The organism is Serpentinicella alkaliphila (assembly GCF_018141405.1).
Classification (GTDB): Bacteria; Bacillota; Clostridia; order Peptostreptococcales; family Natronincolaceae; genus Serpentinicella; species Serpentinicella alkaliphila.
Genome location: NZ_CP058648.1, coordinates 1962413 through 1983650 on the forward strand (window position 1 = coordinate 1962413; position 21238 = coordinate 1983650).

Below are 21238 nucleotides of genomic sequence, written 5' to 3' on the forward strand. Positions count from 1 at the left end.
GTTTTTTTGACTCGAAAATATAAATAATAAATGGGGGATGAAAAATGAATAGCTTAGTTCAGATATTATATGGCTATTCTAGAATACTTTTTATTTTTATCATATATTTAATAGCTGTAAACATTTTTTCATTTGCACTAATGTTTATTGATAAGTACAAGGCTAAAAGGGATCAGTGGAGAATTAAAGAATCAACATTTATCGTTCTTTCGTTTGTCGGAGGATCTATTGGGGTATTAATAGGTATGGTTGCATTTAGACATAAGACAAATAAGCAAAAGTTTTATATTGGAGTACCGATATTTTATTTGATAAACATTATAGTGTTCTACATAATTATAAACAGATTTGTTTAAAAGAACCTATTTCCCAGGAAAAGTGTTGTAATATGTCAAAAAGACTAAAAATATAACTTTGGTGCATAATATATTTTATCAGAGTAAACACACCGCAGTATTAGGAGGTATAGAATGTCTATAAAAGAGAAAATAGTGGAATTTATGAGAGAGTCCGCTTATAGTCCAATGCTTGAAGAAGAACTAATAAATGCTTTAGAAATTGAAGGTAAAGAAAAAAAGGTATTTGGTAAACTTTTAAGCGAGATGGAACAAGAAGGTTTAATAATTAAAACTAGAAAGAAAAGATATGGTGTTCCTGAGAGAATGGGACTAATCGTAGGTAGGCTTGAAAGCCATTCGAGAGGTTACGGATTTGTTGTTTCTGAGTTAGAAGAAGTAAGGGATGTATTTATACCGTCAAACTTTATGAATGGTGGTATGCATAGAGACAAGGTTATTGCTAGAATTAACAATATGGGTAGTGATTCAAAAAAATGTGAAGGCGAAATAATAAGGATTCTTGAAAGAGCCAATTCAGAAATTGTTGGTACTTATGAGGATAGTAGAAATTTTGGATTTGTTGTTCCAGATGATAATAAACTATCGATGGATGTATTTATACCGAAAGGTGAGCGAAATGGAGCTAAAACTGGAAGCAAGGTAGTATGTGAAATTACAAAATGGCCTGAGGCCAGAAGAAACCCGGAAGGAAGAATAATCGAGGTATTAGGCGATAAGGACGATGTTGGAACTGATATTTTAGCAATAATGAGACAGTATAAGTTAGATCCAGATTTTCCTGAGGAAGTAATGGATGAAGTTAATTCTATTCCAGAGGAAATACCTGAGGATGAAATTAAAAGAAGAGTTGATTTAAGACATATAAAAATGGTCACAATCGACGGGGCAGATGCAAAGGATTTAGACGATGCAGTTTCTGTTGAAAAACTAGGCAACGGAAATTATAAGTTGGGTGTTCATATTGCTGATGTAGCACATTATGTAAGAGAAAATACAGAATTAGATAAGGAAGCAGTAAAAAGGGCTACTAGTGTTTATCTAGTGGATAGAGTTATTCCAATGTTACCTAAAAAATTATCAAATGGGGTTTGTAGTTTGAATCCACATATAGATAGATTAACTCTAACATGTTTTATGGAAATTGATAGTAAAGGTAAAGTTGTAAATCATGAAATAATGGAAAGTGTAATCAAAATAAATGAAAGAATGATTTATGAGGATGTTTCTAATATATTAGAAAAAGATGATCCAGTTTTGAAGGAAAGATATAAAGATCTATTAGAAGATTTTAAAACTATGGAAGAGTTATATAAAATCTTAAATAAACGAAGAGACGATAGGGGAGCTATAGATTTTGATTTCCCTGAGTCGAAAGTTATCCTAGACGACAAGGGTAAACCTATTGAAATTAAAAGATACGAGAGAAGAACTGCTAATAGAATAATCGAAGAATTCATGTTAGTGTGTAATGAAACAGTGTCTGAGCATTATCACTGGCTAAATGCTCCATTTGTTTATCGTGTTCATGAGGAACCAAGTTTAGAGAGAATTGAGGAATTCAATAAGTTTATTCATAATTTTGGATATCATTTAAAGGGTTTAACAGAAGAGATTCATCCAAAGACACTTCAAGATTTATTAAAAAAAATTGAGGGTAAAAAAGAAGAAGCAGTTATAAATACTTTAATGTTAAGATCTTTAAGAAAGGCTAGATATGCCCCAAATAATTTAGGACACTTTGGATTAGCAGCGAAGTATTATTCGCACTTTACATCACCTATTAGAAGGTATCCAGACTTAATGATTCATAGAATAATTAAGGAGCATCTGCAAGGTAAGCTAACTGGTAAACGAAGTGAAAAACTTAAGGCAACAGTGGCGTATATTTCTGATCAATCTTCAGCTAGAGAAAGAATTGCTGATGATGCTGAAAGAGATACAGTAGATTTAAAGAAAGCAGAATATATGCAAGAACGTATTGGAGAAGTATTCGAAGGAATTGTATCAGGTATAACATCCTTTGGTATGTTTGTAGAGTTAGGAAATACAATTGAAGGTATGGTAAGATTAAGCTCATTAGTTGATGATTATTATATTTATAATAGCGAACACCACTCTCTTACTGGGGAAAGAACAAAGAAAACCTATAGAATAGGTGATGAAGTAACGATCCAGGTTGCTAGAGTAGATCTAATGCAGAAAGAGATTGATTTCAATTTAATAGACACTACTAATAACAACTAAATAAATAAAACAATAGATAATAAAATATAATCGGTATAGCTCTGTTAGCTATACCGATTATATCATTATATGATATAAGGGTGTTTACAGTAAATAAAGGATAGTATCATTAATAAGCTGAGTAGCTGAGTCTATCTTTATTCTATTACCAATACTTATAATTAAGTTGTCATTTACAATTTGGTCCTTATAAATATTTATATTGTTATTTAGGAAATCCAAAGAATTTATATTAATGGCATAGAAGTGTTTCGTTTCATTTATATTAAATTTATTTAAGTAGTAGGACAGTTCAAAGAAGCCTTCCTTAGGTACCCATTTGAATCTAAAGGCCGTATGATGATGAACTTGATCAACTATGTGATTTAGAACTTTACTTCTACCTCGTAGAACCAAAGTTCTATCTTTTAGAGCAATGTCTATAACAAAATAATTTAAATCTATAGGCTCATCATTAAAGTTTTTATCTATAATTATTGTAGCAAACTCATTTTTATGAACAGGTATATGCTTATATATATTTAGTATCTTACCTAAGTGATATATGTCCTCATAGTTATGAAGCATAATCTTGTTTAATAGTTCTTCATCATTACACTTAGTATATTCATTATACAAAAGCACACTATCTTTTCCACTAATGGTATCCTTTCTATCAATTCTTAGAAATTTCTCAATACTTTTCAATTTATAATCCTTAAGATTTAGCATATCAGAATATATCTTTAAATGCTTAAAAATATCTATATGGTCTATTAATTGAAGTGAATGACCAATTGTATGTTTATCAAATCTAGCTTGTAGAAAAGGAATATCAAAGTTTTTGCCATTAAAAGTTATCAATAGGTCAAAATCATTGATCTCTTGGTTAAAACGTTGTAAAATATTTAGTTCTTCATCCTGTTTCTCTGCAAATAATTGCTTTATTACAGGTTTTTTATTGTCAAAAAAGAGATAACCAATAAGTATAACTTTATCTTTATTTCTATTAAGACCCGTAGTCTCTATATCAAAAATACAAACATTTCTATTTTCAATTAATTCATGTATTATTTGAGGAAACTCATAAATTTCTTCCAGTAAGTAGCTAAATTCCTTCATACCTTCCTCCTGATTTTAATATACAAATATACTATCAGATTTACATGCAATATGTAAACATTTATCGAAATTGGTGTTTGTACACCTGAAAATTGTGGTAATAACATAATATATCGAGAGGGGGTGTAAATATGTTAAAAAAAGCAACGATTCTTTTAGTTATAATTCTGTTTTTCAGTTTATGTTTAAGTTATGCCCAGTATTTAGACATAGACAACCATTGGAGTGCTGATAGTGTTTATTGGGCTACTAATGATGTAAAAATATTTAAGGGGTATCCAGACGGAACTTTTAGACCAGAAGAGCATATAACAAGAGCACAATATATAGCATTATTAAATAGGATTTTAGAAAGTAAAAATGGCTATACGAATAATAACGCTGACACAATTCTAAGTTACATAGACATTGATAATACTCACTGGGCATATAAAGAAATAGAGCATTTTTCAAGTGCTATTGATTCCTTAGGATTTGCAAATATTTCCTTAGAGGACATCTTTATTGGTAATAGACTATATCCTAATAGAAAGATATCTAGATTTGAAGCTGCTATTTTAACAAGAGCCATTACAACACCTCCTATTTACATTCAGAGCAATAAATTCGATGATATTCCGGTTAACATTAGGTTTTTTAATGAATTAAGTGAGTTAGTAAACAATGGAATAATACTAGGCTTCAATAATAAATTTAGACCATATGATTATGTGACTAGAGCTGAATCAGCAACAATTATAAAACGTATTTATAATGATCTAGATTATGTAAGTAATAATATATTAACAGTACTACCAATAGAAGAAAAGATTAATAAAAACTACCCTTTATTTTCAATAAATTTAAATGGTGGGCAGCTTAGTATAGAGGATAGATTATTTATTGATGCAATAACTTCCTTAGAGTATAAAGAGTTTATAGGTTTTATACCTTTTGAAGAGCAACATTTGTATGATTTAACTCCAATAAAAACCTTATGGGAATTAAAACAGAAAAAATATAAAAATTTATTAGGTGTTAATTACTACATTTTAAAATATGACAATTCTATAAATGATGTTAATAAAGCTGATATTTTAGAAGAGACATTATCATATTATGTTAGTGTGGATGAGAGTTTTGTAGATGGTATATATAATTTACTATTATACGCTTACGAAAATATAGAATATGTTAATATAGATTTATTAAAGAATGCAATAGAAAAGTTTTATACAGCTTCACATACACAAGAAAAAATTTATAGTGGAGTACTATTGTCCATAATCCACTATAAGCTAAATAATATTAAGGAAGCTAAGGAAATACATACCAATTTATTAAATACTGATAATTTAGATATTAGACTTGAAACTCACTTAGCTTTAAATAAAACGTATCTTGAATACAAAGCCTCTGGTAAAAGTAGAGCTTTAGAGTACTTAGAAGATATAATTTCAGAATTACGTGAAAATAGGCAGTTTAGTATGTATAGTGATGAGCTAGACTCTAATTATACATCATTTAAAAAACAGCTATTAATGGAACCGTAGGTTGCTACGGTTCATTTCAATTATATATAACAACTATCTATATTGATAATTCTCTATTAACTCTCTAACTGTATGTAGATCCTTTGTTTTACCTAAGGCCAACATTAGTTTAATTCTAGCTTTTTGTCCTGGTAAATCCCCGCCGAAAATAACACCCATTTTACGAAGATCATTACCCCCACCCTCATATCCATAATTGTGCATCACTCTTCCTGTAGGACATCTAGATATTAAAACAACAGCTATGCCTTTATCTATAGCATTTTTAATACCGGATAGCATTTTAGGGGGTACATTTCCCCTTCCTAGACCTTCAATAACAAGACCGCTTACTCCAGAGTTAACACAATGGTTTATTAGATTTGAATCCATTCCTGCTACACATTTAATTAGTTCAACGTTAGTGTCTATTTTCTCAGTTATTATATGCTGCCTATTAACAACTTTTCGATGGAAAATCACATCATCACCGTCTACTATACCTAAGGCACCAAACTCTAAGGATTTGAATGTATCTAGACTAAGTGTATTTGTTTTAGTGACCTCACTGGCAGCATTAACATCGTTATTCATAACAACTAGAGTACCTTTATTATGACTTTGAGGGGATATAGCAGTACATACTGCTGCAGCTAAATTACTAGGCCCGTCATATCCTAGCTCAGAACTATTTCTCATGGCACCTACCATAACTATAGGTTTAGTAGAATCAATAGATAAATCAAGTAGGTATGCTGTTTCTTCTAAAGTATCTGTACCATGGGTTATAATAACCCCACAAATATCAGCTCTATCCAGATTTTGAATTACTAGTTCTCTTAGTTTCATCATCATATCTGGGTCCATATGTGGTCCAGGAATATTTGAAAAATCTATAGTTTCAATTTCAGCATATCTATCTATATTTGTAACTAATGCTAGAATTTGTTCATTCGATAAAGATGGGATTGCAGCACCAATTCTCGGATCAACAGACATAGATATGGTGCCACCCGTAAATATTATAGCAACCTTAGGTTTATTCATATAAAAACCTCCTATTTAAGATATATTATAACACTAAATAATTTAATTATAAGGGAAAAAATAGCAGAATAAAAGATAAAAAAAATACCGGGCAAGGCCCGGCCACATTGGATAATGTGGTTTGTTTAAAAGGGGTATTGGGAATAGAGATTATATTTCTAGGTTATCAGGGGGATAACCATAAAAATATTATAACAAAATTCGACAAAATACGCAACAATTTGACAAATTTTTTTATTATTTATTTAAGTTATTTAAAATTTTGTAAATAGGTTAATTATGTTATATAATTATTCCCAGGAAATATATTAGGGGGGAAGTCATATGGACGAAAAAGTAAGAGAATTAATTTCTAAACTTGAGGAAAGAGGAATAAAGACAAAATATTTTAGAACAAAAGAAGAAGTTAAAAAAGAGATAACAACAGAAATTAATCCAGATATGGTTGTTGGTATAGGGGGCTCTATGACTATTAAAGAACTTGAAATATATAGGGATTTACAGTCAAAACAAGCTAAAGTTTATTGGCATTGGATGGTTAGGCCAGAGGAAAGAGATGAAGTTAGAAGAAAGGCCTCATTTACTTCAGACATATTTTTAACAAGTACAAATGCTATAACTGAGCAAGGTGAATTAGTAAATATAGATGGAGTGGGAAATAGAATAAGTGCAATGTATTATGGGCCTAAGAAGGTGATTATTGTTTGCGGTAAAAATAAAATTTGCAAGAATCAATCATCAGCAATTTCTAGAATTAAAAATATTTCCTGTCCACAAAATGCTAAAAGACTTGGACTAGAAACACCATGTGCCATAGAAGGAATATGTAAAGACTGTGATTCTGAAGAGAGAATGTGTAATGTGACTACAATAATTAATAGAAAGCCAAAGAACATTGACCTTAATATTTATTTTGTAGACCAGGAATTAGGTTTTTAAAATTTTTTTAAGGAAATAATAATAATATAGAGGCAGTATTTGAAAATTTGGAGGAAGAATAATGGAAGTTTATTTAGACAATGCGGCTACCACAAGACCTAAGGATGAGGTTATAGAGGCTATTTCTTGGGCTCTTAAAAATTTATATGCAAACCCATCTTCTCTACATAGAAAGGGCTTGGAGGTTGAAAAGGAAATAAAAGAATGTAGAAAAGTAGTAGCTAGAGCACTAGGCTGTAGTGATAAGGAAGTGGTTTTTACCTCTGGTGGAACTGAGTCAAATAGCTTAGCAATTAATGGTTTGATTATGGCTAATAGAAGATCAGGAAATCATATTATTACAACCAAAACAGAGCATAAATCTGTTCTAAATACTTTTGAACATCTAAGTAGTAATGGCTTTGAAGTAACCTATTTAGACGTTGATAGAGAGGGCTTTATATCTTTAGAGAGGTTAAAAGAGTCTATGAGACCGGATACGCTTTTAGTAAGTATAATGCATGCAAATAACGAAACCGGGACTATACAACCAATTATGGAAATTGGAGAAATTATAAAAAAGATAAATAGAAATACTTTATTCCATGTAGATGGAATTCAAGGTTTTGGAAAAATAAAGTTTAACGTAAAACAGGCTAATGTGGATACATATGCACTAAGTGGCCATAAAATTCATGGGCCAAAAGGTATAGGTGCCCTATATATTAAATCTGGAGTTAAAATTCAACCAAATTTATTAGGTGGCAGCCAAGAAAATAATTTAAGAGCAGGGACAGAAAATGTGCCAGGTATTGTTGGTCTGGCTAAAGCAGCTAGTTTAATTAGTGAAGAAAATATTGAATATATGAGGGGCTTAAAAGCATATTTAGTTAAGAGCTTACATGAGTGTATTGATGATATACATTTTAATAATGGGATAAATGATAATTTTACTCCCCATATTATAAATGTCTCATTTAAAGGCATTAGAAGCGAAATAATGCTTCATAGCTTGGAGCAGGATGGGGTATATGTATCATCAGGTTCTGCCTGCACCTCTAGGAAAAAGGATTTTAGTCATGTCTTAAAGGCTATGGGGTTAAAAGAAGATATAATTGATAGTGCTATAAGAATAAGTATAAGTTATACTAATACAAGAGAAGAGATTGACTATGCAGTTGATAAAATTAATAAGCATTTAAATGATTTAAGAAAAATAATTAAGAGGTGACATAATTGGGTAAAGTAGTTATTGTAAGGTATGGAGAAATTAGTTTAAAAGGATTAAATCGCAGATTTTTTGAGGATAAGCTTTTAAAGCATGTTCGAATTGCAGTTAGTGACTTAGGTAAACCTAGAGTATACAAAGAGCATAGTAGAATATATGTAGAAGCACAAAATGGTAATGAGGTTGAAATTGTTGAACGAATTAGAAAGATCTTTGGAATTGTATCTATAAGTATAGCTAATAGGTTTGAAGTTAATATGGACACAATAAAGGAATATGTAAAAAATGAAATTGAAGTGGCAATAGAAAAAAGAAATACTAAGACCTTTAAAATTGAAACAAAAAGAGCGGATAAAAATTTCCCTATGGATTCCCTTGAGATAAACAGAGAGTTAGGGGCATACATTTTAGACGAGTTTGAAGATATACAGGTTGATGTACATAATCCAGATATTTTAGTTACTGTAGAAATAAGAAATAGCGCATTTGTATATAGTGAAAAAATATATGGATTCGGTGGACTACCATTAGGAACAAATGGAAAAGCAATGCTGTTACTTTCTGGTGGTATAGACAGTCCTGTGGCTGGCTGGCTAGTTGGAAAAAGAGGGGTACAAATTGAAGCCATTCATTTTCATAGCTATCCTTTTACAAGCGATAGAGCAAAGGAAAAAGTTGTTGAGCTAGCTAAAATACTTTCAAGGTATTTTGGTAAATTTAGATTACACTCTATAAATCTTCTACCTATACAAAAAGAAATAAATGAAAAATGTCCTGAGGAGGAAATGACAATATTAGCTAGAAGGTTTATGATGAAAATCGCTGAAAGAGTTGCTATAAATAGAGGCTGTGAAGCACTAGTAACTGGGGAAAATATTGGACAGGTAGCAAGTCAGACTATACAAAGCTTAAATGTAACTAATAGCGCTGTACAAATTCCAGTATTTAGGCCTTTGATTACCATGGATAAAATGGAGATAGTAGACCTTGCTAAAAAACTAGATACATATGAAACTTCAATTTTACCTTTTGAGGACTGTTGTACAGTATTTTTACCAAAGAGACCTGTAACAAAACCTAGACTAGATAAGATTTTAGCTTCTGAACAATTGCTTGATGAAGAAAGGTTAATAAATGAAGCTATGGACAACATTGTGGTTGAGGATATTTACTTAGATGAAATATAGCTGAAAGGGGATTAACTAATGAGCTATTCAACTCGATTTAATAATGAGGGTAGAGCAATAATGGTTGATGTTAGTAATAAGCTGAATACGAAAAGAGAGGCTATTGCTAAAGGTAGTGTATATATGAATAACGAAACTTTACAAAAAATTAAGGACGGAGACGTAAAAAAAGGAGATGTATTATCTGTTTCTCAAGTTGCAGGAATAATGGCAGCAAAGAGAACAGGCCAATTAGTTCCGATGTGTCATAATGTTAATATAAATGCCGCTAACATTGAATTTTATTTAGATGATAAAAACAATAAGATTGATATAACAGCGATAATAAGTACAACTGGGAAAACCGGTGCAGGAATGGAAGCTTTAACAGCGGTTTCTGTTACAGCTTTAACAATATATGATATGTGTAAATCCTTAGATAAAACAATGAAGATTTCTGATATAAGAATGATTAAAAAGACCGGAGGAAAATCTGGAGATTACTTATATGAAGGCTAGTTTAATGAGGGGGAAATTGAGTGGCTGAAATATTTTTAGCATTACTTGTAGCTGTGTATATATTTTATATAGTAGCTTTCCAAATACCAAATCAAATAAAGAGTATAGAAGAAAAAATCGATATATTAAAGTTAAACATTCATGAAGTACAAATTAGAATAAATGAAATCAGTAGAAAACTAGATGATAAATAACCTAAAATAAATAGATATGAAATAAAAATAAGTACAAAATAATGTACTTATTTTTATTTTTGACATTAAAACAGAAAAATGGACAAAAGTAGTGTTTTTTCACTGAAGGACTTATTTATTTACTATAGAAATAATAGAGTATCAGAAAAGACAGTCAAATTCTTTTAATAAAGTAAAAGAGCAAACTGAAAATCTGAAATACTCAAGTAGATAATATATCTAATAAACAATATGGATAGGAGGTAAATTCTGTGAACTTAGATTATGAAATAGTTGGTAATACACTAATAGTAAAACTTAAAGGGGAGTTAGATCATCATGTTGCAGAACGAATAAGAGCGGATTTGGATGATAGCATAATTAAAAATAGATGCAAAAATCTAATTTTTAATTTAAGCGATATGAGGTTTATGGATAGTTCCGGTATAGGTGTAATCATTGGGAGATATAAAAAAATCTCTCAATTTGGTGGAAAGGTTGCAGTAGTGCAAGTGTCAGATAAAGTAGACAAAATATTTAACTTAGCTGGTCTTTACCGAATTATAAATAAGTACAAAACTCAAAATGATGCATTGAATAGTTTATAAAGGAGTGTTAGAGTGATGGCATATAAAAATCATATGAAATTACAGTTTGACAGTAAGTCTCAAAATGAAGCATTTGCCAGAGTTGTTGCCGCAGCTTTTGCAGCTCAATTAGATCCAACAATTGAAGAAATAGCTGATATTAAAACTGCGGTATCTGAGGCAGTTACAAATGCTATTATTCATGGGTATGAGGATCATATGGGAAGTGTTTTATTAGAATGTAGTATAAATGATGATATTTTAGAAATAATTATAGAAGATAATGGGAAAGGTATAGAGGATATCCAACAAGCTAGAGAACCTTTGTTTACTTCTAAACCTGAGTTAGAACGTTCTGGCATGGGATTTACTGTTATGGAGACTTTTATGGATGAAGTAGAAGTTATCTCTGAAATAGGAAAAGGTACTAGGGTAAGGATGATAAAGAAATTTAATAGCCTTAAAGAAGAGTAAGGGGTAGATATAATGAATATTCCAGCCTTATCAGGGGAGAGTAACGAAATTTTAGAACATAAAGATACGATGGACCTTATAATAAGGGCACAAAAGGGAGATGTCAGAGCTCAGGAAATATTGGTTAGTAATAATTTAGGTCTAGTTCGAAGTATAATAAATAGGTTTGGAAATAGGGGATATGAAAAGGAGGATTTATTCCAATTAGGCTGCATTGGACTAATTAAAGCAATTAAAAAATTTGATATAAGCTATGATGTTAGATTCTCTACTTATGCGGTTCCTATGATAATTGGAGAAATTAAAAGGTTTTTAAGGGATGACGGTATAATAAAAGTGTCAAGGTCTTTAAAGCAAGTAGCTAATAAAGTGAGAATTTCGAAAGAAAAACTATTTCAAGAGTTAGGTCGAGAACCAACCTTAAATGAAATTGCTAATGATCTAGAACTAACAAAAGAGGAAATTGTTATGGCTTTAGAATCAAATGTACAACCAGAATACTTGTATGATGTTATTCACCATGATGATGGATCACCAATACATTTGATTGATAAAGTAAGTGAAAGTAAGGTAGAGGAAGATACGGAATTAATTGATAGGCTTGTTCTTCAGGATATACTAGCAAAGCTAGATCAAAGGGAAAGGCAAATAATAATAATGAGATATTTTAAAGATAAGACACAGACTCAAATAGCTGAAATACTAGGTATTTCACAAGTACAAGTATCGAGAATTGAAAAGAAAGTATTAAATGTAATGAAAGATTTAATGAGGAAGACTTAAGTGGATTTTAAATCCAATTAAGTCTTTTTTACTAAAGGCATTTAAAAATACGTAACGAATTAAATTTATTTTTAAGTAAATAATAGACTTAAAGGAGGCTGACAAAATGGAATATTTAGTAAGTAACATACGAAAAATATTAGTTATATGCTTCGTAATGATTATTGGAATTGGTACATGGTACTATTATACAAACAAGTCACCAAGTAAAGAGCCAGAAAGAGCTGACTTAGTCTATATAGATATTCAGAGGTGAAGAGATGCAGGATTATAAAGAAGTATATGTACAATCTAAGGGTAAAGCTATTATAGCACCAAAAAATAGAATACAACTTAAAGAAATAGTTGATATATATGCTAAGAACAATTTAAAGGAAGAGATAGAGAACATAGTATATATAATAGAAGACTTAAATATGAATAATACCTATATTATAAGTCTAATTACTATAGTAAATTTAATAAAAAGTAAATTTCAAGATACTACAATAATAGTAATTGGCGATTCAGAAGTTGTTCTAAATTTTAAAGATAAGCATTTACAGAATCATACGAAATATGTTGGGTTAAGAGTTGCGTTGATTTCATTTATACTCTTTATCGGAGCTATAACAGCTATTATTAATTTTCACTCTGATGTGAATATGAGCGAAGCACATAAAACTATATATAAAGTAGTTACAGGGGTGGAAAGTGATACACCATATTTGTTGCAGATACCTTACTCTATTGGAATAGGCGTTGGTATGTCAGTATTTTTCAATCATGTGTTTAAGAAAAGAATTAATAATGAACCTAGTCCATTAGAAGTTGAAATGTATTTATACCAACAGAATATGGATGAGTATATTAAAGATAATAGTAAAAATAATAAGTAATGAAGGGATTAGTATGCAATATATTTTAGTACCTATAATTGGTTTAGCAAATGGAATAATTGTTGGAAGTGGAATAGTTGCTTTAATAACTTTATTAGATATAGTACCCAGATTAGCTCAATTAACAAAGACCTATAGATATATTAGAGAATATGAGTATATTTTAATAATTGGGAGTACTATAGCTGCCTTTTTATCCTTAACTAGACTTTCTCTACATTTAGGGTTTGTTTTAGTTGTAATTATCGGTTTCTTTAATGGTTTCTTTATTGGAATGTTAGCTTCTGCCCTTGCAGAGGTTATGAATGTAATACCAGTTATAGTTAGAAGATTTAAAATAGATGGCTATGTTATATATATTTTATATTCATTAGTATTAGGAAAAGTAATTGGATCATTAATTCACTGGATATTTTTACCAAAAATTAGGTAGGTGATAACTATGAGTGAAAATGAAAGTAGCTACTATGAGTGTCAAGAGATTAGTCCTTTATTATTTGAAACAATAAATGAAAAGAATAAAATACATGAATATGAAAAAAAGACCTTAGACATTAATATAGATAGACTGAGCTATAATAAATTGTTAAATAGCATAAGATAAGAAATTTTAACGTAAATTAGGATAAGAAAAAACATTATACATGAGTGTATATAATAATCCTATAAAAAACAGACAGTCACGCATAAAGGAGATTATTATGGACGAAAAAAGAGAAATAATACTAGTAACTGATGGGGATGTATGTGCTAAAAAAGCAATTGAAAAGGCAGTGCAACAAATTGGTGGTAGATGTATTTCTAAATCAGGTGGAAATCCAACGCCTATTAATTCATCTCAAATGATTAAACTAATAAAAAGCGCAAAGTATGACCCTGTAGTAGTTATGGTAGACGACGAGGGAAATCAAAACTATGGAATTGGTGAAAAGATAATATACGATTTGTATAGTCATCCAGACATTGATATTATAGGGGTACTAGTAGTCGCATCAAATACACCGTATGTAAAGGGTGTACATGTTGATTTCTCAGTTGATGCATCTGGTAATATAGTTAGAAATGCAGTAGATAAAGAAGGGGACCCAATTAAAGGGAAAATACTTTTTGGTGATACGGTTGATATAGTAGATGAATGCAAGTTTCCACTAGTTGTAGGAATCGGCGATATTGGGAAAATGAAGGGTAAAGATGATATTTGTAAAGGTGCACCTATAGTAACAAAAGCTCTAAAAGAAATTATAAATAGACATAAGGAAAAAGACTCTAAACTTTTGCATTAATAAAGAAAAGGTAGCGATTTCGCTACCTTTAGTTAGTTATTCAGTGAATCAATTATATAACCATCATCTTCATTATTTCCTCGGCCATTACCATTTCCATTTCCATTTCCGTTACCATGGCCATTGCCTATGCCATTACCATTTTCTTGGTTGTTATTATTATCAGAATCGTACACACCATTATTACCGTTCCAGATGGAATCAAAAGGATCATAGTAAGATTTTGGTAGTTCATATTTAGCGTCGTCTGGAGCATAGCCTTCAAACTCTGCAGGGTTAAAAGGTACTGGCCTTTTAATAAATACTCTTTGCTCAATCTCCCAAGGTGGAGTAAACTCAGTAGCCAGTTTTCCAGAAGGAACATGAATATCTGCTAATACATGAACATCACAATATTCTGTAGGTTCAGCTCCTTTTACGAAGGCTTCTGTAATTATTGTACTACCGCCTGGTGCCCTAGAGCATAGCTCTGTTGGTAATTTACCGGATCTACTACATACGTCTACATGAATAATTCCATCAGGAACAGGGAAATTCTTTTGTGGTAGGCCCTGATGAACTCTTGCCATAACCTGTTGCCATAGTCTAGCTGCATTACTGCTGTTTCCAGTAAGGGTTGCATTATTATCACTACCTATCCAAAGTGCTGCTGAATAATGTGGCGTATATCCAGCAAACCAAACATCAAATTTATCATTAGTTGTACCAGTTTTACCAGCGACCTGGAAGCCTGGTATTTTTCCAGGTCCACCAGTTCCATTTGTTACAACACTTTGTAACATACTAGTTAATAAATACGATGTTTGTGGTGTTATCACTCTATTTCTATTTGGTTTGTTCTCATAAATAATATTACCGTATTTATCAGTAATTTGAGTAAAAGTAACTGGTTTAATATAAACCCCTTCGTTTGCAATTGTTCCATAGGCAGCAGTAAGCTCCAGTGGAGAAATACCTCTTGTCATACCTCCTAAAGCCAAAGAAAGATTCTCATCATTATATTTTTGGCCGCCTATAATAACAGGGTTAGTAGCAGAAACTAGGGATGTTACACCAAATTTCTCAATATATTCATGCATAGTTAATATAGAAGCTCTGTTGTTATGACTTAGCATACTACCAAGTCTTACAGCAACAACGTTACTTGACCAATTTAGAGAGGTTCTTAAAGGTACAAGTCCTCTATATCTTCTATCAAAGTTATGTGGTCGATAACCATTAACATCAACTCTAACGTCGTCCACAACCGAAGCAGCTGTAAAGCCTCTTTCTATTGCAGGGGCATAAATTGCAATTGGTTTAATTGAAGAACCAGGTTGTCTCGCATCTGTTGCTCTGTTAAAAATCTTTTTTCCAGTAACTTCTCTACCACCTATAAGTCCTTTAATTTCTCCGTTATTATAATCGATAATTACCATTGCTGATTGTGGTTGGATAACATCCTTAAGGTCTCTAATTATTCCATCTTCACCTTTAACTAAGTTTCGATTTGAAGCGACAGCTTGAGCTGTAATAGTAGGAAAATTCTCTGGTTTAGAATATTCTTCTTCTAAAATCATTTGTATTCTTTTATCAACTGTACTAGAGATCCTTAATCCCCCTGAAAATAGCATATTAGTTGCATCTTCATTAGAGTAACCAAGGGTTTTTAAAACTTCTATAACATCACTTTTAACTAAATCGCCAAAATATGATGATACCTCTGATGAAATCATTCTATTAGGTTTTAATGAGGCTTTAATATCTTGAGCCAAGGCTTCTTGATACTCTGCTTCATTAATGTTATTTAACTTTCTCATCTGTTTAAGAACAAGTTTTTGACGATTAAGTGCACTTTCTCTAAAAACAATTGTATATGTTGGATCACTGTCATCTAAAATATAATGATCTTCTTTAACTTTATCTTTAGTCAAGGTTAAGAATGGAGGATAGCTGGCCGGATTACGGGTAATACCAGCAAGCATTGCTGACTCCGCTAATGTTAGTTCCTCAACATCTTTTGAAAAATAGATTTGCGCAGCAGCTTGAACACCGTAGGCACCGCTACCTAGATTTATGGTATTTAAATAGGCTTCAAGTATTTGAGGTTTTGACAACTGACGGTCTAATAAAACTCCATAATACATATCCTTAATTTTTCTTTCATAGGTTTGATCAAATTCTAAAAATAGGTTTTTAGCTAACTGCTGATTAATTGTACTTGCCCCTTGCTTAGAGCCAGTACGTAAATTTGTCCATAATGCACCAAAAATACGCTTAAAATCAAGGCCATTATGAGACCAAAAACGTTCGTCCTCAATAGCTACAAAGGCCTCTCTTAAATGCTCAGGCATACGTGAGTAATTAACAATATCTCTATAGCCTTCTCGTTGAATTCTTTCTAGAACTTGACCGCTAGAATCAAGTACTAAGGAACTCTCATCCAATAATTCATAGATGTTAGCGGCGTCTATAGGGTCCGCAGTCTTAATTATTTTAATAACTAATGCTCCCGCTATAGTAGAAGTAATGACTCCTAGAATTACTGTAAAGAGAATAATTGTTCTTAATATTTTAAACTTATTTTTTTTTCTTTTTTTATTTGTAGTGTCGTTTGATTTCTCTGGTTGATTTTTCTGAGTCATCGTTTATTCCTCCATCTAAATGAAAATGTAAATATATAGTGATAGTTTTAATATAATCTAACTTAACATATAGATTATATCATAAAAAGTATATATAGTTAAACAGCATGTAATATATCGACAGATTTACCACTTTTATGTCGATTTGTATACAATGTAATATTTAATCATTATATACTAAACCTTATTAATAATATAGAGATAGTGTTAAATACGTAAGATTCATATTTATATCTATTTAATATTAGTTAAATTATCACAGATTATAATAAACTTCATATAATAATTAGAAGGGGGTGCTTTCCTTGTACAATAATTATAAAAGAAGAAAGTATCTAAAGTATAAAATTCCTGAGTTTATAGGTTGCAAGAACAAAAAATCAGCTAAACACCTTAAAAATACTAGGTCATAGCTGATTTGTTTTTATTTTTTTATGTTGTGAACTATTTCTTTCCTATAAGAACGAATTTGCTCGATTCTTATATTTCTGTAATTTAGAGAAACACCAAATAATTTTTCGATATCTCTATAAATTTCATCTTGTTTATTAAGTGAGTAGATTCCATTGGTAATAAATCTACACGTTGCATTTCTAAGAGACTCTTGTATTCGTTTAATAGAGTATTTGTTTTTGAGTTTATTCTCTAAAATTCTCGAAATTAATAATGCTACGAAACAAATAATAAAAATGTCCTTCTATTCTATCCTCTCTTCGAACATAGACAGGACGACCTTCTAAATCTGACTTTAAAACTTTAAAAGATTCTTCTATCTTCCAAAGACCTCTATACCTTTCAATTATTTCTTCATCAGGCATTTCAAGCTCACTGGTAACAAGAGCATAATACCCATCTAAGGCCACATCTCTTTCGTACTTAGCAGCTTCAAACTCTAAGAGCGTTTTTTTATCTTCCACTTCACCTGTAAAAGTATCTATCTCTATTTCTTTTAAATACTTTTTTACACCATAACGATTAGAAGCTTTATATTTCGAAGGATTTTCAAGATACTCTTGAATTTTTTCTTCTAATTTTTCTCTTTTGTGTTTTTCTCTAGCATCATAATCAGCAGCCCAGAAAGATACAACTTTTTCTTTGAGTGTAATTTCCTCACCATTTTCGTTATTAGTTTTTCTTTCCCTGAAGAAAGATTTAATCTTAAAAGTTTTAGTAGAGTTATAAACGTAGCCTTCATCTTTAAGAATTTCTTTTATAAATGTCTTAGCAAGACCTCTTACCTTTTGTGAAACTATGTAACCATCATTGTTTTCTACAAGAAAAGCTAGGTTTTTACCACTATTTAGAGCTTTGTCTGCTGTTAGAATTACTCTCTCAAGAGCATATCTATTTTTCATATTCTTTAAGGCAGGAATAAGCATTGTACTATCATGGGTATTACCAGAAAAAAGATCATACCCAACAGGTAGGCCTGCTCTATCAATTGCTAGACTCATTTGTACGATTGGCGTTGTTCTTTTTTGTTTAGAGATACCAACTTTTTAAGATTATTTTCTAAGTCTGATTCAAAGTAATAGTTAGTTACATCAAAGAAAACAAGTGAAGTATCTCTACCGTGGATCTGTGAAACTTGTTGATGAAGATGTTGTTGTAGGTCTTCTTTAATATCCTTCATTAGAGAGAGAGACTCGTAAATAGAATTTATAGTTACTTTAAAAGATTCGAAATACTCATCTTTATTTTCAAATGTTGATTTTTTACTAGCAGGTTTCAGAATTCTTCCATATAGAAGCAATTGAAAAACTTCATTCAAGTCAAAAACATGCTTTCTTTTACGCATTTGTGATTTAAAAAACTGAGGTAAACTAAGCTCATTATAGAGTCTTTCAAGAAAAAAGTAGCCATAGTTCTTATCAATTTCCATATCATCGTTACTATCACTAAGGTTCAATGTTAGATTTACTTGGTTTTTAGTTATCAATTTAGCAGAATCTTTTAGCTTTTGTAGAATATCCGGATCATTAGCCTCTAATTCTTCAAGATTGCCATAGCATTTAATAATTCTTTGTTTAGATTTACCATTTTCGTCACGGTAGCCTTCAACAAGATATACTTTTTTATACTTAGCTGTAGGACTCTTAGTCACTCTAATAAACATAAAATCACCCTCTTTTATTATATCACAGTACATCGAAGTACACAACAATTATTTCCAAAATTTCCAATAAAAAAACACCTGAAATTCAAGTGTTTTTTTATCTTTTTAGTTTTTGAACCTATAAACTCAGGTTATATCTATTTAATATTAGTTAAATTATCACAGATTATAATAAACTTCATATAATAATTAGAAGGGGGTGCTTTCCTTGTACAATAATTATAAAAGAAGAAAGTATCTAAAGTATAAAATTGTTTCAATAGTGATGCTGTTAACCATAACTTTTTTTGGTTTATTTATATATATAGATAAAAACATAGCCCCCACAGTACAAGCATTGGGAGAACTAAAGGCACAAGAAATTATAACGATCATAGTTAGTAATGAAGTGACGAAGGTATTAGAATCTGGTTATAAATACGACGATATGATTATAATAAAAGAGGATAAAGAAGGAAATATTACTCTAATGCAGGCGAATACGATACTTTTAAATAGAATCCAGTCGGATATAGCAGTAGGTATACAGGAAAGTCTGAATCAATTAAAGTCATCAGATAATTATATACCCTTAGGGGGAGCCTTAGGCAGTCAACTACTAGCACAATATGGGCCTAAACTAAAGCTTGGAATAATGCCAGTTGGGGTAGTTGATGTAAACTTTGCATCAGAGTTTGATCAGTCTGGTATTAACCAAACAAGACATAGAATACTTCTAACAGTAAAAACTGAAGTTCAAGTAATTGTTCCATTCAGCTCAGGCAAAGTTAGTGTACCGTCATATGTACCTTTAGTAGAGTCTGTTATAGTTGGAAAAATACCACAAAGCTATTTTAACATCCCACAGGACAATTTATTACTAACTCCTTTATATAGTAATTGATAAAAAGCATATAATATGTTATAAAAAAAACATAAACATTAAGAGGTGAAAATTATGGAAACAAATGAAATAATGGAAAAAGAAGTACAAAGGGCTGTTTTAGTGGGATTTAATAATACAAGTAAAATAGAAAACATAGAAATAGAGTCATCAATGGACGAACTAGAGGAATTAGCTAAAACAGCTGGTGCTGAAGTATTGGCAAGAATTATTCAAAATAAAGCTTCTATTGACGCTAAATATTATATTGGAAAAGGTAAGGTTGAAGAGATAAAACAGTTTTCCTTAGATAACGACGCCAATGTGGTTATATTTAATGATGAATTATCAGGCTCCCAAATACGTAATTTAGAAGAAGCTATAGGTATAGATGTTATAGATAGAACAGCACTAATACTAGATATTTTTGCTCAACGAGCGCAATCTAAGGAAGGGAAGCTTCAGGTTGAACTTGCTCAGCTAAAGTATAGATTGCCTAGGTTAACGGGTCTAGGTAACCAATTATCTAGATTAGGTAGCGGTATTGGTACTAGAGGGCCTGGTGAAAAGAAGCTTGAAACAGACAGAAGACATATATTAAGAAGAATTGATGACATTAAAGAGCAACTAGATGATGTGAAAAAAAATAGGGAAACTCAAAGATCTCAAAGGATAAAATCTGAGTTGCCTATTGTCGCTTTAGTAGGGTATACTAACGCAGGAAAATCAACTCTAATGAATTCCTTGCTTAATATGAGCGTTAGTAATGATGAAAAAAAATATGTTTACGCAGAGGACAAGCTATTTGCAACACTTGATGTATCCTTAAGAAAAATTTCCTTAGAGGATAAGTTTGAATTTTTACTAACAGATACCGTAGGCTTTGTTAGTAAACTACCTCATGGATTAGTTAATGCTTTTAAAGCTACTTTAGAGGAAGTTAAGTATGCGGATTTATTACTACATATTATAGATGCATCAAACAGTGATTATAAGCTGCAAAAAGAAACTACGAAGACTGTTTTAAAAGAATTAGGAATAAATGATAAAAAAATTGTTGACGTTTACAATAAAATTGATAAAATGGAGGATATTATAAGCTTAAATTTAGATGAAAAGTCATTATGTGTATCAGCTAAAAATGGCACAAATTTAGACAAGTTATTAGAATTAGTTCGAACTGAGTTAGGTGTCGAAACCATAAAAACTAATTTAACAATTCCATATGATAAAGGGAATGTATTGTCACAACTACATAAGGATGCAATAGTTATATCTACTGAGTATGCTGAACAAGGTATTGTTTGTGAAGTACAGATAGATAAGGACATCCATTATAAGTATAAGGAATTCGAAAAAAAATAG

Annotated in this window: 23 protein-coding genes; 18 read left to right on the top strand and 5 right to left on the bottom strand. The window is 30.9% G+C overall.

Annotated features, from left to right (window positions below; genetic code table 11):
- The first annotated feature begins 44 nt into the window (after window positions 1–44).
- Together HZR23_RS09845 and rnr are read left to right on the top strand one after the other, a co-directional pair.
- Window positions 45–356 (top strand): DUF1294 domain-containing protein, encoded by a 312-nt coding sequence (locus tag HZR23_RS09845; RefSeq protein WP_132848541.1) that lies wholly within the window; start codon window positions 45–47, stop codon window positions 354–356.
- Window positions 357–470: 114 nt separating this feature from the next.
- A complete protein-coding gene (gene rnr / locus HZR23_RS09850; protein WP_132848540.1) occupies window positions 471–2603 on the top strand; it encodes a ribonuclease R in 2133 nt (710 codons plus the stop codon).
- An 84-nt stretch (window positions 2604–2687) separates the two neighbouring features.
- On the opposite strand, the gene HZR23_RS09855 is transcribed toward rnr, so the two are convergent.
- Window positions 2688–3704, bottom strand: coding sequence for a ribonuclease H-like domain-containing protein (locus tag HZR23_RS09855; protein WP_132848539.1), 1017 nt, complete (start codon window positions 3702–3704; stop codon window positions 2688–2690).
- Window positions 3705–3835: 131 nt separating this feature from the next.
- On the opposite strand from HZR23_RS09855, the gene HZR23_RS09860 reads away from it, so the two are divergent.
- A complete protein-coding gene (locus tag HZR23_RS09860) occupies window positions 3836–5236 on the top strand; it encodes an S-layer homology domain-containing protein (RefSeq protein WP_132848538.1) in 1401 nt (466 codons plus the stop codon).
- Window positions 5237–5269: 33 nt separating this feature from the next.
- Here the strand turns inward: HZR23_RS09860 and HZR23_RS09865 are convergent, their stop codons facing one another.
- Window positions 5270–6262, bottom strand: coding sequence for an asparaginase (locus HZR23_RS09865; RefSeq protein ID WP_132848537.1), 993 nt, complete (start codon window positions 6260–6262; stop codon window positions 5270–5272).
- Between the two features lie 324 nt (window positions 6263–6586).
- Here HZR23_RS09865 and HZR23_RS09870 point away from each other — a divergent pair, with 324 nt between their 5' ends.
- From HZR23_RS09870 to HZR23_RS09930, 13 genes are all read left to right on the top strand, one after another.
- On the top strand, window positions 6587–7201 hold the full coding sequence (locus HZR23_RS09870; RefSeq protein ID WP_132848536.1) for a lactate utilization protein: 615 nt from the start codon (window positions 6587–6589) through the stop codon (window positions 7199–7201).
- A gap of 61 nt (window positions 7202–7262) precedes the next feature.
- On the top strand, window positions 7263–8411 hold the full coding sequence (locus tag HZR23_RS09875) for a cysteine desulfurase family protein (RefSeq protein ID WP_132848535.1): 1149 nt from the start codon (window positions 7263–7265) through the stop codon (window positions 8409–8411).
- Window positions 8412–8416: 5 nt separating this feature from the next.
- On the top strand, window positions 8417–9595 hold the full coding sequence (gene thiI / locus HZR23_RS09880) for a tRNA uracil 4-sulfurtransferase ThiI (protein WP_132848534.1): 1179 nt from the start codon (window positions 8417–8419) through the stop codon (window positions 9593–9595).
- 18 nt (window positions 9596–9613) lie between these two features.
- Window positions 9614–10093: a cyclic pyranopterin monophosphate synthase MoaC gene (gene moaC / locus HZR23_RS09885; RefSeq protein WP_132848533.1), complete on the top strand. Its 480-nt coding sequence runs from the start codon at window positions 9614–9616 to the stop codon at window positions 10091–10093.
- 20 nt (window positions 10094–10113) lie between these two features.
- Window positions 10114–10287 carry a hypothetical protein gene (locus tag HZR23_RS09890; RefSeq protein ID WP_165913686.1) on the top strand — a complete coding sequence of 58 codons (174 nt, stop codon included), beginning with the start codon at window positions 10114–10116 and terminating at the stop codon, window positions 10285–10287.
- 251 nt (window positions 10288–10538) lie between these two features.
- Entirely contained in the window at window positions 10539–10874 is a 336-nt protein-coding gene (spoIIAA, locus tag HZR23_RS09895) for an anti-sigma F factor antagonist (protein WP_132848532.1), read from the top strand.
- A gap of 15 nt (window positions 10875–10889) precedes the next feature.
- A complete protein-coding gene (spoIIAB, locus tag HZR23_RS09900; RefSeq protein WP_132848531.1) occupies window positions 10890–11327 on the top strand; it encodes an anti-sigma F factor in 438 nt (145 codons plus the stop codon).
- A gap of 12 nt (window positions 11328–11339) precedes the next feature.
- Complete coding sequence (sigF, locus tag HZR23_RS09905) at window positions 11340–12110, top strand: RNA polymerase sporulation sigma factor SigF (protein WP_132848530.1); 771 nt, start codon at window positions 11340–11342, stop codon at window positions 12108–12110.
- A gap of 106 nt (window positions 12111–12216) precedes the next feature.
- Entirely contained in the window at window positions 12217–12366 is a 150-nt protein-coding gene (locus tag HZR23_RS09910) for a hypothetical protein (RefSeq protein ID WP_165913685.1), read from the top strand.
- A gap of 4 nt (window positions 12367–12370) precedes the next feature.
- Window positions 12371–12988 carry a stage V sporulation protein AA gene (locus tag HZR23_RS09915; protein WP_132848529.1) on the top strand — a complete coding sequence of 206 codons (618 nt, stop codon included), beginning with the start codon at window positions 12371–12373 and terminating at the stop codon, window positions 12986–12988.
- Between the two features lie 13 nt (window positions 12989–13001).
- The gene (locus HZR23_RS09920) at window positions 13002–13421 is read left to right on the top strand and encodes a stage V sporulation protein AB (protein ID WP_132848528.1); all 420 of its coding nucleotides are present in this window, start codon (window positions 13002–13004) and stop codon (window positions 13419–13421) included.
- Window positions 13422–13430: 9 nt separating this feature from the next.
- Window positions 13431–13592 carry a hypothetical protein gene (locus HZR23_RS09925; protein ID WP_165913684.1) on the top strand — a complete coding sequence of 54 codons (162 nt, stop codon included), beginning with the start codon at window positions 13431–13433 and terminating at the stop codon, window positions 13590–13592.
- 97 nt (window positions 13593–13689) lie between these two features.
- The gene (locus HZR23_RS09930; protein ID WP_207667878.1) at window positions 13690–14271 is read left to right on the top strand and encodes a stage V sporulation protein AE; all 582 of its coding nucleotides are present in this window, start codon (window positions 13690–13692) and stop codon (window positions 14269–14271) included.
- 32 nt (window positions 14272–14303) lie between these two features.
- Here HZR23_RS09930 and HZR23_RS09935 read toward each other — a convergent pair whose 3' ends face one another.
- From HZR23_RS09935 to HZR23_RS09945, 3 genes are all read right to left on the bottom strand, one after another.
- Window positions 14304–16895 carry a transglycosylase domain-containing protein gene (locus HZR23_RS09935; protein WP_132848527.1) on the bottom strand — a complete coding sequence of 864 codons (2592 nt, stop codon included), beginning with the start codon at window positions 16893–16895 and terminating at the stop codon, window positions 14304–14306.
- A gap of 638 nt (window positions 16896–17533) precedes the next feature.
- A complete protein-coding gene (locus HZR23_RS09940) occupies window positions 17534–18349 on the bottom strand; it encodes an IS1634 family transposase (RefSeq protein ID WP_213050212.1) in 816 nt (271 codons plus the stop codon).
- Window positions 18346–19044: a hypothetical protein gene (locus HZR23_RS09945; protein WP_213050213.1), complete on the bottom strand. Its 699-nt coding sequence runs from the start codon at window positions 19042–19044 to the stop codon at window positions 18346–18348. The genes HZR23_RS09940 and HZR23_RS09945 overlap by 4 nt, the downstream gene beginning before the upstream one ends.
- 175 nt (window positions 19045–19219) lie before the next feature.
- On the opposite strand from HZR23_RS09945, the gene yunB reads away from it, so the two are divergent.
- Both yunB and hflX read left to right on the top strand, forming a co-directional pair.
- Window positions 19220–19894 (top strand): sporulation protein YunB, encoded by a 675-nt coding sequence (gene yunB, locus HZR23_RS09950; protein ID WP_243098255.1) that lies wholly within the window; start codon window positions 19220–19222, stop codon window positions 19892–19894.
- Between the two features lie 54 nt (window positions 19895–19948).
- A complete protein-coding gene (gene hflX, locus HZR23_RS09955) occupies window positions 19949–21238 on the top strand; it encodes a GTPase HflX (RefSeq protein ID WP_132849134.1) in 1290 nt (429 codons plus the stop codon).

What these genes read in the sequence shown, in the direction of transcription:
- HZR23_RS09845 (WP_132848541.1), top strand. Translation starts at nt 45, where the DNA reads ATGAATAGCTTAGTTCAGATATTATATGGCTATTCTAGAATACTTTTT.
- rnr (WP_132848540.1), top strand. Translation starts at nt 471, where the DNA reads ATGTCTATAAAAGAGAAAATAGTGGAATTTATGAGAGAGTCCGCTTAT.
- HZR23_RS09855 (WP_132848539.1), bottom strand. Translation starts at nt 3,704, where the DNA reads ATGAAGGAATTTAGCTACTTACTGGAAGAAATTTATGAGTTTCCTCAA.
- HZR23_RS09860 (WP_132848538.1), top strand. Translation starts at nt 3,836, where the DNA reads ATGTTAAAAAAAGCAACGATTCTTTTAGTTATAATTCTGTTTTTCAGT.
- HZR23_RS09865 (WP_132848537.1), bottom strand. Translation starts at nt 6,262, where the DNA reads ATGAATAAACCTAAGGTTGCTATAATATTTACGGGTGGCACCATATCT.
- HZR23_RS09870 (WP_132848536.1), top strand. Translation starts at nt 6,587, where the DNA reads ATGGACGAAAAAGTAAGAGAATTAATTTCTAAACTTGAGGAAAGAGGA.
- HZR23_RS09875 (WP_132848535.1), top strand. Translation starts at nt 7,263, where the DNA reads ATGGAAGTTTATTTAGACAATGCGGCTACCACAAGACCTAAGGATGAG.
- moaC (WP_132848533.1), top strand. Translation starts at nt 9,614, where the DNA reads ATGAGCTATTCAACTCGATTTAATAATGAGGGTAGAGCAATAATGGTT.
- spoIIAB (WP_132848531.1), top strand. Translation starts at nt 10,890, where the DNA reads ATGGCATATAAAAATCATATGAAATTACAGTTTGACAGTAAGTCTCAA.
- sigF (WP_132848530.1), top strand. Translation starts at nt 11,340, where the DNA reads ATGAATATTCCAGCCTTATCAGGGGAGAGTAACGAAATTTTAGAACAT.
- HZR23_RS09910 (WP_165913685.1), top strand. Translation starts at nt 12,217, where the DNA reads ATGGAATATTTAGTAAGTAACATACGAAAAATATTAGTTATATGCTTC.
- HZR23_RS09915 (WP_132848529.1), top strand. Translation starts at nt 12,371, where the DNA reads ATGCAGGATTATAAAGAAGTATATGTACAATCTAAGGGTAAAGCTATT.
- HZR23_RS09920 (WP_132848528.1), top strand. Translation starts at nt 13,002, where the DNA reads ATGCAATATATTTTAGTACCTATAATTGGTTTAGCAAATGGAATAATT.
- HZR23_RS09925 (WP_165913684.1), top strand. Translation starts at nt 13,431, where the DNA reads ATGAGTGAAAATGAAAGTAGCTACTATGAGTGTCAAGAGATTAGTCCT.
- HZR23_RS09930 (WP_207667878.1), top strand. Translation starts at nt 13,690, where the DNA reads ATGGACGAAAAAAGAGAAATAATACTAGTAACTGATGGGGATGTATGT.
- HZR23_RS09935 (WP_132848527.1), bottom strand. Translation starts at nt 16,895, where the DNA reads ATGACTCAGAAAAATCAACCAGAGAAATCAAACGACACTACAAATAAA.
- HZR23_RS09940 (WP_213050212.1), bottom strand. Translation starts at nt 18,349, where the DNA reads ATGAGTCTAGCAATTGATAGAGCAGGCCTACCTGTTGGGTATGATCTT.
- HZR23_RS09945 (WP_213050213.1), bottom strand. Translation starts at nt 19,044, where the DNA reads ATGTACTGTGATATAATAAAAGAGGGTGATTTTATGTTTATTAGAGTG.
- hflX (WP_132849134.1), top strand. Translation starts at nt 19,949, where the DNA reads ATGGAAACAAATGAAATAATGGAAAAAGAAGTACAAAGGGCTGTTTTA.